The following is a 13701-nucleotide window of genomic DNA, read 5'->3' as shown; positions in this document are numbered from 1 at the left end:
ATCCTAAAAGCCTTAAACCATACAGCCACGATATTCGTGGCTGTATGTTCTTTGGTATCGTTATTCGCGCAAATTAGCGATATAACTCCCTGACGACCTCGACCATCAGCGCCAGTGTGTCATGTGCTTTATCTTCTTCGAGGGAGCAATTCAGCACTAGACCATCGGCTTTGAGCTGTTTAATCCCTTGAGTTTGCAGTAGCAGCGCATCTTCGCTGATGGCATAACAAGGATTAATCACTATAGGGAGATGACTGTTGGCCTTGATTTGGATGAGGCTTGCTAAATCCAAAGTAGGTAAGTTGGCATTGTTATAGGTACGAATGCCCGAGTCACATAGGATAAGCTGTTGGTTACCTTGACTTAAAATCGTCTCCGTTGCCGCCATAAACTCCTCATAACTTGCCATATCGTTACGTTCGAGGAATAGCGGAATCGGCAGGGTGCCTGCCTGAGTCAGCAAGGCCTGATTAAACATTTGTTTACCCGTTAAGAACAACATATCCGCATGGCCTGTCGCCAACTGCATATCCGTCGCCTGTTCGATGGCAATAACACAAAGCAAATCATACTGATGCAGGGTTTGGTGCAGCTTAGGGATGATGGCTTCTGCTGAGGCAAGCGAGTGGCATCCGTCTAAAATCACCGCTTGGAAACCCGCTTCTTTTAGCTGTTTCACTCTGCGCTCAAAGGCGGATAAGACGGCTGGTGACGACTCTAACAGCAGGCTTTTGCTCAGCGTGATTTTGGCAATAGCACCAAGATGGCCTGCGCCAATGGTAAAGGGGCCGCAGTGAATTTCACTCGCCTGCGCCTTATAAGCCTTAGTGTAACGATAGGGAGATAACTTAGTGCTTACTTCACTGAATACTTCGGCTTTAGAGGTATTAGGTTCAATCAACAATTGGCTATTGCTGAGTTGTGTCGGTTTTACGGTTTCGCAAGGGTAACACCCCAATACTTTGATAAACCGCGTGATCCTCTCGAGCTGTTTGAGCCCTTGCTGCATGGCTTCGCTGGAAATATTGGCATCGATATCCAGATAGAACATTTCTTCCCACGGCGTGCCAGGAATAGGGCGTGATTCGAGTTTGCTCATATTCAGTTGATGCGCCTTGAGCACCAATAGGGCTTCAACCAACGCACCCGCCTTTTGGCCTGTGGCCATAATCAGGGTAGTTTTTGCGGGCAATTGCTCCGGTACGGCTACGGCTTTTCGTGCTACAACAATAAAGCGGCTTTGGTTAATCTTTTGATTGGCAAGTCCAGACTCAATTGACTCGAGTTGGTACAGCGCGCCACCTTCTGTGCTACCAATCGCAGCGGCGCTATTGTCGGTAGACTGGTTGACCTTCTCCATGGCTTCGGCGCTACTTGAGCAATATTCCAGTCTTAAGCCTTTGTGCTGGCTAAGATAGCGGCTGCACTGACTGATGGGCTGCGGGTGAGCATAAACCGTTTTGATATCGCTCAGTTTGCTGCCCGGTTTGCCCAATAGACAATGGCTTACTTCGATAGTCGTCTCGCCCACGATGGAAAGACTGGTATGTTGCAGTACGTCATACACTTCGTTGATTGAGCCGGACGAAGTATTTTCTATCGGCAAAAAGCCATAGTCGGCGTGACCTGACTCAACGGCTTGGACTATCTCATCGAAACTTTGGCAGCCTAAGTCGAGCATCTCAACCTGACGACGTTGGCAATAGCGAGATGCGGCGAGGTAAGAGTAGGAGCCGCGGGCGCCAAGGTAGGCGATACAGTATTGTTGTTTTTGCGTTTCAGGGTTCGCGCGGCCGTAAAGATAAGCCTGTTGATTCAGTACCGAGTCTTCAATAATGCTTTGATACAGCGAGATAACATAATGCGCATCTAAGCCTTTTTCTCGCCCTGCCGTCACTAATCTTGCCAGCAGTTCTTTTTCCCTTTGGGTGTCGCGAATGGGTCTCACATCCACTTCTTTACTGCGGGCCACTTCAAGACTTAAGCGGCGACGTTCGGCGAGTAACGAGAGAAGCTCATTGTCGAGCTGGGTTATTTGCTCTCGAGTGTGATTTAAAGGCTGTGGTTTTTGCATTCTGACCTCATTTGCCGCCGGATTCTCAAGCGTTTAAGACGAAAAAGCCTCCCAGTGGGAGGCTTTGGATTTTTACTTTCGTTTTTACACAGTAAATCCGCCTCCTAGAGTGGGGGTGTAAAAAAGAAAGTAAAAAACGCTAAGGTATTTGTTTTCATAGTGACTAAAACTAAAGGGCGAGGGCGTGGCTGTCAATCAAAAAATATTCAATAGCAGTATTCTTTCACATCTAGGTTGTTGTTAACTCTTCTCACGCAATCAAATTGAATGAACAGATAGTTAATCGTATTAGTCTCAGTGGCATTTCGCTTTCTTTGCGGCATAAAAAAGGCGAAGAAATGTTTCTTCGCCTTTTGGTCTTGTTAGGGATTATTCGCCTAATTCGACGCCAGCACGGTTGATCAGGAACTGAGTCAAAATCGGTACTGGGCGGCCGGTTGAACCTTTATTGGCACCGCTGTTCCACGCCGTACCTGCGACATCTAGGTGAGCCCAGTTGTACTTTTTCGCGAAACGCGAGAGGAAACAAGCCGCAGTAATCGCGCCCGCTGGACGACCACCTAAGTTGGTCATATCGGCAAATGGGCTATCGAGCATATCTTGGTACTCATCCCACAGTGGCATACGCCATGCGCGGTCACCACTTTGCTCACCTGCATTGAGTAGCTCGTGCGCAAGTGGATTATGTGATGAGAACAGACCCGATGCATGTTTACCTAAGGCAATCACGCAGGCGCCAGTGAGCGTAGCAGTGTCAATCACTAATTCAGGATCGAAACGTTCAACATAGGTTAACACGTCACACAATACTAGACGGCCTTCGGCGTCGGTGTTCAGAACTTCAACAGTTTGCCCTGACATGGTGGTTAAAATGTCACCTGGGCGGTAAGCGTTGCCCGATGGCATGTTTTCACAACCTGCGAGAATACCGACGACGTTGATTGGTAGCTTCATTTCACAAATGGCTTTCATGGTGCCGATCACACCAGCAGCGCCACCCATGTCGTATTTCATTTCATCCATGGCTTCGCCCGGTTTTAATGAAATACCGCCTGAATCGAAGGTTAAGCCTTTACCTATCAATACGATAGGTTTTTCCGTGCTGTCGACGGCACCCTTGTATTCCATCACTGTCATAATGGATTCATTGGCGCTGGCGCGACCTACGGCAAGGTAAGAGTTCATGCCGAGTTTTGCCATTTGCTCTTCACCTACAGTTGATACATGTAGGTTTTCGTGGACTTCGGCCAATTGGCGAGCTTGAGAGGCTAAATAGGCTGGATTGCAGATGTTTGGCGGCATGTTAGCCACATCGCGGCATAAATGCATACCGGCAGAAACGGCCATGCCGTGCTCAATCGCGCGTTCACCTAAGGTCAATTCGCGACGTGTTGGCACATTAAATACTAATTTACGCAGCGGACGACGGGTCTCACCTTTACGGGTTTTGAGCGCATCAAAGCTGTATAAACTGCTATTGGTGGTTTCGACCGCTTGGCGAACTTTCCAATAGGTATCGCGACCTTTAACGTGTAACTCGGTTAAGAAGCATACCGCTTCCATTGAACCGGTTTCATTTAAGGTGTTGATGGTTTTAGTGATGATCTGCTTGTACTGGCGCTCGTCTAGTTCTCGTTCTTTGCCGCAACCGACTAACAGCACTCGTTCACTCAATACATTAGGAACGTGGTGCAGTAATAACATCTGCCCAGGCTTACCTTCTAAATCGCCGCGACGCAGTAGATTACTGATATAACCTTCGCTAATCTTGTCTAATTGTTCGGCGATACCGGATAGACGGCGGGGTTCATAAACACCGACAACGATGCAGGCTGAGCGTTGTTTTTCGGGGCTACCGCTCTTTACGCTAAACTCCATGAGCACTCCTAGATTCTTAAAGACAAATTTTTATATTTATTGGATAATGTCTGCTTGTCCCGAAAAGGGCCTAAGTTATTACTCCAAAGGTGATTTATTCTCGGCACTTGAGTCACGTTTTTGTGAAAAAGCCGTGACATTTAATGTAAGCCAGGAACCCCTGAAGTTGGTCAGAAAACTACCAAAAGTAAACAGTTTACATGAAAGTTAGTCTGTTACCAGCAAAAAGATAAGTTTAGAGACCGGATCCTACCTGTGATTGTATTTAGATACCTTATTCGAGAAGTTTTAAAGGCGCAAATTGCGGTACTTTTTGTACTGTTAACTATTTTTATTAGCCAGCATTTCGTGCGCATATTAGCCGACGCCTCAGACGGTGAATTTCCCGCTTCTCTCATCGCCACCTTGATAGGCCTTAATTTACCCTATCTGGTTGTTCTGGTTTTACCTTTAAGCTTATTCCTTGGGATATTAATGGCCCATGGTCGCATGTATGCCGAGAATGAAATGGTCATTCTGCACGGTGTTGGTGTGAGTGAATGGTATGTTACTCGAGTAACTTTGATCCTCGCCGTTATTAACATGTTGTTTACTGGATATTTATCCCTTTATGTTGCGCCTTGGGCGGAGGAGCAACAAAACCAAGTGCTGGAGAAAGCACAATCTGAAGCAGGCCTTGCCGCGCTCGTGCAAGGGCGTTTTCAGGCCAGCCCCAATGGCCGTGCGGTACTGTTTGTCGAACGCATTGGCAAGGATAATGAGCTTGAAAAAGTATTCGTGGCCCAACTCCCCGATCCAAATGACGAAATTGGCTTGACTAACGTCGTTGTTGCCAAGGGGGGACGCGTTAATGAAGATCAAAATGGCTCACAGCAGTTACAACTCAATGATGGGGTGCGTTATCAGGGCAGCCCACAACAAAAAGACTACCAAATGATTGAATTTGGTGGCTATAAGATGCAAATCAAAGAACAACAGGTTGATGAACGTCGCCGTAAACTTTCAGCTTTACCGCTGGCAGACTTGATGAAAGTGGAAGGTTCTGAAGCCGTAGCTGAGTTTCATTGGCGTCTAGCAATTCCGTTGGCGATTCCTATTATGACCTTAATTGCAGTGCCTTTGGCTCGGGTCAATGTGCGACAAGGCAAGTTCGCCAAAATGCTCCCCGCTGTTCTCTTGTACCTAGGTTATTTTGGTCTGATGGTTGCGGGTCGTAAAGCGCTCCAAGATGGCGTTATTCCACAGTATTTAGGCATGTGGTGGATCCATTTGTCGGCACTGATTATGGGGATTTTACTGCTCGGTAAAGACAGGCCCCTATTTGCCCGTTTATCAGCGGCAATGGCGCGTAAAAAGGTGGCTGCATGAAGATTTTAGACCTTTATATCGCCCGAGTTTTATTAAGCACCTCGGCGTTATGTTTACTGGTGCTGACAGGTTTGTCGGGCATTATTAAGTGGGTGGACCAACTGCGCTTAGTGGGCCGCGGCACTTACACTATGATGGATGCGGGGATTTATGTGCTATTCCTTGTGCCCCGCGATATTGAAATGTTTTTCCCGATGGCTGTGCTGTTAGGTGCCTTGATCGGTATGGGGATGTTAGCCTCTAATTCGGAGCTTGTCGTCATGCAAGCATCGGGCATGTCGCGTTTGCAGATCACGCTATCGGCGATGAAAACCGCCGTGCCGCTGATGCTGATGGTCATGGCATTGGGTGAGTGGGGCGCCCCAATTGCGGAGCAAAAGGCTAATGAACTTCAGGCCATCAAACTCTCCGGTGGCAGTTTGATTAAATCTCACCGAGGTATTTGGGCAAAAGATGGTGATTTGTTCGTGAATATTGGTGAAGTTGCGGATATCGATAAGCTCAACAATATCACTTTATATAAGTTTAACAGTGAGTTAAAACTCACCAATGTAGTGCATGCTAAAAGTGCATTGTTCAGTAAAGACAGCTGGCATCTCTCGGATGTTAAGCGTACCGATTTAAGCTATGACGAAGTGAAACTTGAGCATTTAGATGAAGATATTTGGCGCTCAAGTTTAACGCCTGACAAGCTCAGTGTGGTATCGGTTAAGCCTGAGGCCTTATCGATACGCGGCTTAATGGGATACTTAGAGTATCTTAATAGCAATAGCCAAGACCCAAGTCGTTACGAATTAGCCCTTTGGCGCAAGGTAATGCAGCCTGTTACCGTAGGGGTGATGATGCTGGTGGCGTTATCTTTTGTATTTGGACCGTTGCGGACAGTGACTATGGGGGCGCGGGTGTTACTCGGGGTGGTTGCTGGATTTAGTTTCTATATCAGTAATGAGATATTTGGCCCCATGAGTATTGTTTATGAACTACCTGCGTATGTCGGGGCGATGGCGCCAAGTCTACTATTTACGGGTATTGCCTTTTACTTTATCCGGCGGTGATAAACGCGGGTAATAAAAAACGACGCAATGGCGTCGTTTTTTATTGGGACAATTTTATAAGCGACTAAAAGCTAAATTTAAGCGCCATGCCAATTACGCATTTGGTTAGCTTCTTTGGATAACACGACTACTTCAGAACGGGTCATCATATCCTGCAGTGCGAGTTTATCGTCGTTGATCAGTACCCACAGATTACCAATGCCGAGTAATGACCAGACGATGCGTGCATAGGCGGTGATAAGGCTTAAGTTTTGGCCATTGGGATGTTGGATCTTAAGGCGCCAAGCGCGCATTCCGAGGGTTTGGCCACCTTTACTCCAAAATAGCGCATAAAAAGTACCTACGCAGAGCGCTAACCAAAGTTGATAAATCCCATGGTAAATCGGTGTGCCATTGAGGGCGTCGGACACATGCTCGAAGCCATTCATGCTAACGAGGCCAGAGGCTGTGAGTCCAAAAAAAATACCAAAGCCAATAGCGCCCGAAAACATATATACGGCTACCGCTAGCAGTAGGTCATAGATCATTGCCCCTAGGCGGCGAAAGAATCCGGCGCGGGGAAAGTTGGCATGTTCAGCATTTAACATCGGCGATCCTAATTCTAAATGGATAAATGACGATAAGGTTTAAGCTTCTGGTTCTTCATCACGTACAAAGTGGATATTGCTAAACCCAAAGCGAGCAAATTCGACTTTGCGATAATCTTTTTCAGCCTTGGCGCCTTTGCGTGAGGTCATGGCAATTTGTTGCTCCATCGCCAGAAACTTGGTTAAGTCTATACCTTCGGCCTCCGCTACGGCCTCGTATAAATCGTGGTGTTTAGCATAACTAAAGGCAATGGTTTTCGTCTCACCTTTGAAGGTGTAAGTCACTTGACGCGCCATGGATATCTCCTGAAATGGTCTCGAAATGGTTCTGAAATTAATTAAATTCGCTTCTAAAAATAAAATACACCGCACCGAGGATGCACAGACCCGCCCAGAGATAATCGAGTTTCAGTGGTTCCTTCATGTAGAAGTAGGCGAAGGGCACAAACAAGCTTAAGGTAATGACTTCCTGTAGGATTTTTAATTGTCCGACATTCATCACTGTGTAGCCGATACGGTTAGCCGGCACTTGCAGTAGGTATTCAAACAGGGCGATGCCCCAACTGACCAAGGCGGCGATAATCCAAGGCTTTGAGCCTAAGGACTTTAAATGTCCGTACCAAGCAAAGGTCATAAAAATATTGCTAAGACAGAGTAAACCAATAGTCGTTAGGGTTGGATTCATCATTCTTCTCGATGATTAAGTTTATAAATCATGTACATGGCATCATCAGTGTAGCTACCAAGGCATTTCTCTATGGCTTTAGGTTTAAAGCCCATTTTGCGCCAATAGCTATCAGCGCCTTGCACCGCCACTAAGGAGAGGGAGCTCAAGTTAAAGCGATCGGCAAGCTGCTTTAGACGCATTAAGGCTTTAGACCCAGCGCCTAAACCTTGAGCCTTTGCCGATATCGCAATATCGTGCAGATACAAAGTATCGGCCTTAGGTAAATGGGTGATTGGCTCATAAAGTGCGGGAGGCATATTGGTGGTCCAAGGATGAGCAAGACAATAGCCCACCACTGAGTCATTTACCTCAAATACAAAGCAGGATTGAGGTGAGACGTGCCACTTGCTTTGCAATACATGCAGGGGTTCAGGATCCAGTTGAGAATAACATTCTTCCTGGATCTGTAAAATAGCATCCCAATCCTGTGGGGTGATTGCACGCAGTAACATGGTCGACCTTTTTCCGTCCAAAAGCAGTTTGAATAAATAAGTCCGGGATTATATACCCAAATCGCAGCAAAAGCTTTGAAACTCCGATAGTGATGCGATTGCGCCAAGTCTAAGCGCTAGAGTGTTATTGCCAACACTTTATGACCTAGCGCTACTGCATTTAGCCCAAATAGCGTTGAGTTAAATGCTTAGCCAGATATTGACTGTTTAACGGCTCACCCGTGGCTTGAATGATGAGTTCATCCGTTGTCAGTAATGAGCCTTTGGACCAAATATGCTTGCCAAGCCAGTCAAATACTTGGGATAACTGACCGTTATCGATAAGGTTTTCAATAGGGCCTAAACTTCGCTCCATTGCAAAACGGCACTGAGCAGCATACATGGCGCCTAGGGTATAGCTAGGGAAATAGCCAAGTTCACCGACTGCCCAATGGATATCCTGCATACACCCATCGCGATAGTTACCATCGGTATTGATCCCGAGCAGTTGTTGCATCTGGCTTGACCAAAAGTCGGGTAGATCATCCACACTCAAGCTACCGTCGATAAAGGCTTTTTCGGCCTCAAAGCGCAATAAAATATGGCAAGGATAGGTGACTTCATCGGCATCGACGCGGATAAGCCCTGGATTGACGCGGGTGTAGTGTCTTGCCAAGTCTCGGGCGCTGAAATCGCAGCCTAAGTGCTGTTTAATCAGTGGCTGCAATTGCCGTAAAAACGCGGGATTGGCACCGAGCTGCATTTCACAAAATAAGCTTTGGCTCTCATGGACGCCCATGGCACGAGCCAGTCCTGCGGGCTGACCGCGCCATTGTTTCGGTAAACCCTGTTCATAACGGGCGTGGCCAGTTTCATGCACTATGCCCATGATAGCACTACTAAAATCGGCTTGGTTATAACGCGTCGTGATGCGCACATCACTCGGTACACCGCCGCAGAATGGGTGGCTACTGATATCGAGCCTGCCATGGTTAAAATCAAACCCTAAATAGGCCATCACATCGAGGCCAAGGGCTTGCTGCGCCTTGATATCGAAGGGGCCATTAAGCTTAAGTGTTGGCTCACCGGCTTGTTTTTCGAGTACATTTTGGATGAGCGTGGGGAGCCAAGTTTTTAAATTACCAAAGGTTTGCTCAAGCTTTGCGGTAGTCATGCCAGGCTCAAATTTATCGAGCAGGGCATCATAGGGGGAAATATTTTGCGCTTGGGCGCGGATTAAAGCTTCTTCCCTCGCAAGGGCGATTATCGCCTTAAGATTAGGTTTAAAGCCTTGCCAATCATTGTTTTTGCGTTGCTCACGCCAGGCATTTTCACACTGATAGGCCATCTTGGTTTTGGCTTGAACCAGCTCACCAGGCACTAGAGTCGCCTGTTGATACTGATATTGCATTTCCCTTAGGTTGGCTTGTTGTTCTGAGGTAAGCGCTTCTTGCGCGGCAAGAGCGAGATTTTCAGCAAGGTGAGGGGACGTTTTAAGGGTATGGATATGCAATGCGAGTTCGGCCATGGCATCGCCACGCTCACTGCCGCCGCCCAAGGGCATCATTGCTGCCTGATCCCAATCACCTAGCGCACTAAAATGTTCAAAATGTGAAATTTTCTGGAAATGCGCCGTAAGTTTATCGTAACTTGGCGTAGGTTGTTTGGTGTTCATAGCGGTATCCATAGACTTAATCTTAAGGTGCGGTCGTTATCTATTAGCACGAAAAATAACAATAACAGCATGATAATATCATGCAGTCAAAAGCACACTAGACCCCTAAAGGGAGGACGTGAACATTATTGACCATAACGGCTCACGCCATTATGGCGTAATGGGGAGTTATTCAAATCTGCTTTAGGATAAATTTTTGTTTGGAAACTAAGCTTGCCTTGCTATGCTGTCACTCGTAAGTTGATAATTACAGTGAAGTAAATGGACTGCTGTATCGTTCAAGGAGATGACTATGTGGGCGTTTTTAGTTGAACAGCCTAACCTACCTTACACTATTGCCTTCGCCTGTGTGCTTGTCCTTGGTGTTTTTGAAGCCTTATCACTCGTCATAGGATTAAGTATGATGAGCGCCTTAGACCAGTGGGTGCCTGCTGATGTTGAGTATGATGCTGATATTGGTGGTAGCGGACTCACAGGGATTGCTGGCTGGCTTTGTCTCAATCGTTTGCCGCTGCTTATCTGGTTTGTGCTGGCACTAACCAGTTTTGCCATTGCAGGCTATCTCGTTAATTACATTAGCTTAATGGTCTCGGCTACCTTGCTGCCGCAGCTATTTACCTTACCTATCGCTGTAGTTGGCAGTGCATTGTCTTGTCGCTATCTTGGCCGAGTACTGGCCGATTTGCTCCCCAAAAATGAATCTACCGCCATCTCCCTTGATGACTTAAGCGGTTATGTCGGCACTATCACCTTAGGCTGCGCCATTAAAGGCATGCCATCGGAAGCGGTTGTTCGCGATAAACATCAACAAAAACATTATGTATTAGTCGAGCCTGAAACTTCAGGTATCGAGTTTGCTAGTGGTACTCAAGTGGTGCTGCTTAAAAGAGAGGGAAGAGTCTGGTCTGCGACTCGCTTTGATAATTAATTTTCCAAAGCTATTAACGAATAAGGAAAGCAAATGGATGTGTTAAACGAAGTCACCAGTTCGAGCAATTTTGTGTTGTTGGTTGCCGCAATGGTATTGATTGGCCTGATTGTGATTGGTCTGATTTTCGCCAAGTTATACAAACGGGCAACGAAGGAAATGGCCTTTGTGCGTACTGGTTTTGGTGGTGAAAAAATCATTAAAGACGGCGGCGCAATCGTCTTGCCCGTGCTGCATGAAACCATTGCAGTGAACATGAATACCCTGCGTATCGAAGTGGAAAAAACTCAAAAAGATGCACTGATCACCAAAGATCGTATGCGGGTTGATGTTAAAGCAGACTTTTATTTGCGGGTGGCACCCAATGCTGATGGCATTTCGATGGCGGCACAAACCTTAGGTACCCGTACCACGCGGGTGGAAGAGCTGAAAAAGCTGATGGAATCTAAGTTTGTCGACGTGTTGCGTGCCGTTGCGGCTGAAATGACCATGACTGAGATGCATGAGCAGCGAGCCGATTTTGTACAACGGGTGCAGAACAACGTTGCTAACGATTTAGAGAAAAACGGTTTAGAACTTGAATCCGTTTCCTTGACGGGATTTGACCAAACCGACTTGCAGTTTTTCAATGAAAACAACGCATTCGACGCAGAAGGTCGCGCGCGTCTAGCTAAAATCATTGAAGAAAAGCGTAAAGAAACGAACGATATTCAGCAGGAAAACCGCATTAAGATTGAGCAGCGTAACTTAGAGGCTGAAAAAGAATCGCTGGAGATTGAAAAGTCGGAAGAAGAAGCACGTCTTATCCAGCAACAGTCACTCGAATTTAAGCGCGCCGAGCAAAAAGCTGAAATTATTAAGCAAAAAGAAAACAAGGCCCGTGAAGAACGTGAAGCCGAAATTGCCAAAGAACGTGCTATCGAAACCGCGGAAATTGAAAAGACCAAAGATATTGAAACCCGCGAGATTGAAAAACGTAAATCTATCGAACAGGCGCGTATTCAACAGCAACGTGATATCGAAGTCGCCGAGCAGGAAAAACACATCGCGGTAGCCGCTAAATCGGAAGAAGAGTCGGCCGCCCGTGCCCGCGCAGCAGAAGCGGAAAAATTGAAAGTGGAGAAAGAAGAAGCCGTAATTACAGCGCGCCAAGTGGCAGAAGCCAATCGTCGCAAAGAAATTGAAGTGATTGATGCCCGTAAGGAAGCTGAGCGTGATGCTGTTGGTGTGACAGTGCAAGCTGAAGCCGAGAAACGTGCCGCGGAAGACAGATCGAGTGCGATTTTGATTGAAGCGCGTGCCAGTGCCGATGCGAAAAAACTGCAAGCCGAGGCGGATGAAAAAGTCTATGCCGTTGAAGCGGCTGGTAAACAAGCTCTGTACGAAGCCGAAAACGTGCTACGTGATGAGCAGATTGCGCTGCAAAAATCCCTTGCGATCTTAAAAGCCTTGCCAGAAATTGTTGCTCAAGCGGTTAAACCATTGGAAAACATCGAAGGTATTAAAATTCTTCAAGGTTATGGTGTTGGTCATCAATTTGCTACGGGTGGTGATGGTTCCGCGATCAACCAAGGTGGTATCGCTGAACAAGTGACTAGCGCAGCCTTAAACTATCGCGCCAATGCGCCAGTTGTTGATGCCATGCTACGTGAATTAGGCTTAGTCCAAGCGGATTCTGGCACTTTGAACGATCTGCTCAATGGCAATAATGCACTGACGACCGAGGCCTTAAATGTGGTGAAATCGGCCAACACAGGGCTGAATGGTTATAGTCAGCAACAGGCCATGATTGAACCAAAGATAAATAATTAAGAGTGGTCAATCACCAAAGACTAAAGCGCCTACGGGCGCTTTTTTATGCCTGAAACGGCTGTATCGATTTGTAGTATTCCACTATTACCCTAAATTTAATGGTCGGAGTAGAGTGAAATCCGCTGTTGCGTTTTCCCTTATCGAATAAAAGGAGTTTCTCATGGCCAATATTTTGATTATCGCCGGTGATTTTGTTGAAGATTACGAGTTAATGGTACCGTTCCAAGCCCTGCAAATGGTGGGTCACAGTGTCACGGTTGTTTGTCCCGATAAAGTGGCGGGGCAAACCATTAAAACGGCAATTCATGACTTTGAAGGCGACCAAACCTATACCGAAAAACCAGGACACTTATTTGCCTTAAATGGCAATTTTGCTGGTTCGAACGCGAGTGATTTTGATGCGCTGTTGCTTCCAGGTGGTAGGGCGCCAGAGTATTTACGCCTAAACCCTGCGGTGATTGCCCTCGTGGCAGAATTTGCCGCCCAAGATAAACCGATTGCGGCTATTTGCCATGGCGCGCAGTTACTCACGGCGGCCAATGTGGTTCGCGGTAAAAAAGTGTCAGCCTATCCCGCTTGCGCGCCCGAGGTGAAACAAGCTGGCGCTGAATATTGTGATATTGAAGTCACTGCGGCAATTACCGATGGCAAATTAGTTACCGCGCCCGCATGGCCAGCGCATCCTGCATGGTTGGCGCAGTTTAACAAGTTATTGAATTAACGATACTCATCCTGTGTAATTTATGGCATAACAGTTCGGGTAGAGGCTTAAGTTGAGTATTCGCTGGGGACTTAAGCAAGGCGCAATGGCTGGAGCAAAGCGCAATAGCTGCTTGGGGAGTAATATTGTGTGTGAAATCTATTCCGGTGCCGAACCCGAACTGTTTGAACTCAAAACCCGCTCCATTCGCATCGATGGTGTGGTGACGAGCGTTCGGCTAGAAGCGATTTTTTGGCAGATTATTGAAGAGATTGCCGAAGATGCCGAGCTGAGTGTCGCGGTATTTTTAACCCGTATTTACCGAGAGGTGTTAACTCGCCACGGAGAAGTGGCTAACTTTGCTTCTTTATTGCGGGTCGCCTGCACAACCCATCTTAATCAGGGGCAGCGTTTGGTGTTAAAACCTAAGGTTGCACTAAACGCGAAATCCTCTTGAATATCCATT

The 13701-nt window shown here is 46.9% G+C and carries 13 protein-coding genes and 1 other annotated feature; of the genes, 6 read left to right on the top strand and 7 right to left on the bottom strand.

The window, feature by feature from the left end:
• Positions 1 to 73 precede the first annotated feature (73 nt).
• The gene (locus JM642_RS14470) at positions 74 to 2074 is read right to left on the bottom strand and encodes a chorismate mutase (protein ID WP_203432056.1); all 2001 of its coding nucleotides are present in this window, start codon (positions 2072 to 2074) and stop codon (positions 74 to 76) included.
• Between the two features lie 37 nt (positions 2075 to 2111).
• Positions 2112 to 2230, bottom strand: a sequence feature (Phe leader region).
• 213 nt (positions 2231 to 2443) lie between these two features.
• On the bottom strand, positions 2444 to 3952 hold the full coding sequence (pepA, locus tag JM642_RS14465) for a leucyl aminopeptidase (RefSeq protein WP_047538030.1): 1509 nt from the start codon (positions 3950 to 3952) through the stop codon (positions 2444 to 2446).
• Between the two features lie 255 nt (positions 3953 to 4207).
• On the opposite strand from pepA, the gene lptF reads away from it, so the two are divergent.
• Together lptF and lptG are read left to right on the top strand one after the other, a co-directional pair.
• Positions 4208 to 5320, top strand: coding sequence for an LPS export ABC transporter permease LptF (gene lptF / locus JM642_RS14460; protein ID WP_037415652.1), 1113 nt, complete (start codon positions 4208 to 4210; stop codon positions 5318 to 5320).
• The gene (lptG, locus tag JM642_RS14455; RefSeq protein WP_037425424.1) at positions 5317 to 6375 is read left to right on the top strand and encodes an LPS export ABC transporter permease LptG; all 1059 of its coding nucleotides are present in this window, start codon (positions 5317 to 5319) and stop codon (positions 6373 to 6375) included. Before lptF ends, lptG begins: the two co-directional genes overlap by 4 nt.
• 77 nt (positions 6376 to 6452) lie before the next feature.
• Here lptG and JM642_RS14450 read toward each other — a convergent pair whose 3' ends face one another.
• The 5 genes from JM642_RS14450 to JM642_RS14430 form a co-directional block, all read right to left on the bottom strand.
• Positions 6453 to 6962, bottom strand: coding sequence for an RDD family protein (locus tag JM642_RS14450; protein WP_069454493.1), 510 nt, complete (start codon positions 6960 to 6962; stop codon positions 6453 to 6455).
• A 39-nt stretch (positions 6963 to 7001) separates the two neighbouring features.
• Positions 7002 to 7259 carry a DUF2960 domain-containing protein gene (locus JM642_RS14445; RefSeq protein ID WP_011071581.1) on the bottom strand — a complete coding sequence of 86 codons (258 nt, stop codon included), beginning with the start codon at positions 7257 to 7259 and terminating at the stop codon, positions 7002 to 7004.
• 37 nt (positions 7260 to 7296) lie between these two features.
• The gene (locus JM642_RS14440) at positions 7297 to 7647 is read right to left on the bottom strand and encodes a DMT family protein (protein ID WP_037415674.1); all 351 of its coding nucleotides are present in this window, start codon (positions 7645 to 7647) and stop codon (positions 7297 to 7299) included.
• Positions 7647 to 8141 (bottom strand): GNAT family N-acetyltransferase, encoded by a 495-nt coding sequence (locus JM642_RS14435; RefSeq protein WP_037415676.1) that lies wholly within the window; start codon positions 8139 to 8141, stop codon positions 7647 to 7649. Before JM642_RS14435 ends, JM642_RS14440 begins: the two co-directional genes overlap by 1 nt.
• 160 nt (positions 8142 to 8301) lie before the next feature.
• Positions 8302 to 9807 carry a carboxypeptidase M32 gene (locus tag JM642_RS14430; protein ID WP_203432055.1) on the bottom strand — a complete coding sequence of 502 codons (1506 nt, stop codon included), beginning with the start codon at positions 9805 to 9807 and terminating at the stop codon, positions 8302 to 8304.
• A 280-nt stretch (positions 9808 to 10087) separates the two neighbouring features.
• Between JM642_RS14430 and JM642_RS14425 the strand changes: the two genes are divergently transcribed.
• From JM642_RS14425 to JM642_RS14410, 4 genes are all read left to right on the top strand, one after another.
• Complete coding sequence (locus JM642_RS14425) at positions 10088 to 10723, top strand: YqiJ family protein (RefSeq protein WP_037425429.1); 636 nt, start codon at positions 10088 to 10090, stop codon at positions 10721 to 10723.
• A gap of 33 nt (positions 10724 to 10756) precedes the next feature.
• Positions 10757 to 12535: a flotillin domain-containing protein gene (locus JM642_RS14420; protein ID WP_203432054.1), complete on the top strand. Its 1779-nt coding sequence runs from the start codon at positions 10757 to 10759 to the stop codon at positions 12533 to 12535.
• 160 nt (positions 12536 to 12695) lie between these two features.
• Positions 12696 to 13256, top strand: a complete 561-nt coding sequence (locus JM642_RS14415; protein WP_037415686.1) for a DJ-1/PfpI family protein — start codon at positions 12696 to 12698, stop codon at positions 13254 to 13256.
• Between the two features lie 127 nt (positions 13257 to 13383).
• Positions 13384 to 13692, top strand: a complete 309-nt coding sequence (locus JM642_RS14410; RefSeq protein ID WP_037416089.1) for a ribbon-helix-helix domain-containing protein — start codon at positions 13384 to 13386, stop codon at positions 13690 to 13692.
• Positions 13693 to 13701: the final 9 nt, after the last annotated feature.

The organism is Shewanella sp. LZH-2 (assembly GCF_016859145.1).
GTDB lineage: Bacteria > Pseudomonadota > Gammaproteobacteria > Enterobacterales > Shewanellaceae > Shewanella > Shewanella xiamenensis.
The sequence above is the reverse complement of the archived record's forward strand: the minus strand, read 5'-3'. Positions and strand labels throughout refer to the sequence as shown.

Excerpts from the sequence above, each read along its gene's own strand:
- lptG (WP_037425424.1), top strand. The coding sequence starts at position 5,317 with ATGAAGATTTTAGACCTTTATATCGCCCGAGTTTTATTAAGCACCTCG.
- JM642_RS14440 (WP_037415674.1), bottom strand. The coding sequence starts at position 7,647 with ATGAATCCAACCCTAACGACTATTGGTTTACTCTGTCTTAGCAATATT.
- JM642_RS14420 (WP_203432054.1), top strand. The coding sequence starts at position 10,757 with ATGGATGTGTTAAACGAAGTCACCAGTTCGAGCAATTTTGTGTTGTTG.
- pepA (WP_047538030.1), bottom strand. The coding sequence starts at position 3,952 with ATGGAGTTTAGCGTAAAGAGCGGTAGCCCCGAAAAACAACGCTCAGCC.
- JM642_RS14415 (WP_037415686.1), top strand. The coding sequence starts at position 12,696 with ATGGCCAATATTTTGATTATCGCCGGTGATTTTGTTGAAGATTACGAG.
- JM642_RS14445 (WP_011071581.1), bottom strand. The coding sequence starts at position 7,259 with ATGGCGCGTCAAGTGACTTACACCTTCAAAGGTGAGACGAAAACCATT.
- JM642_RS14450 (WP_069454493.1), bottom strand. The coding sequence starts at position 6,962 with ATGTTAAATGCTGAACATGCCAACTTTCCCCGCGCCGGATTCTTTCGC.
- JM642_RS14435 (WP_037415676.1), bottom strand. The coding sequence starts at position 8,141 with ATGTTACTGCGTGCAATCACCCCACAGGATTGGGATGCTATTTTACAG.
- JM642_RS14470 (WP_203432056.1), bottom strand. The coding sequence starts at position 2,074 with ATGCAAAAACCACAGCCTTTAAATCACACTCGAGAGCAAATAACCCAG.
- JM642_RS14425 (WP_037425429.1), top strand. The coding sequence starts at position 10,088 with ATGTGGGCGTTTTTAGTTGAACAGCCTAACCTACCTTACACTATTGCC.
- JM642_RS14430 (WP_203432055.1), bottom strand. The coding sequence starts at position 9,807 with ATGGATACCGCTATGAACACCAAACAACCTACGCCAAGTTACGATAAA.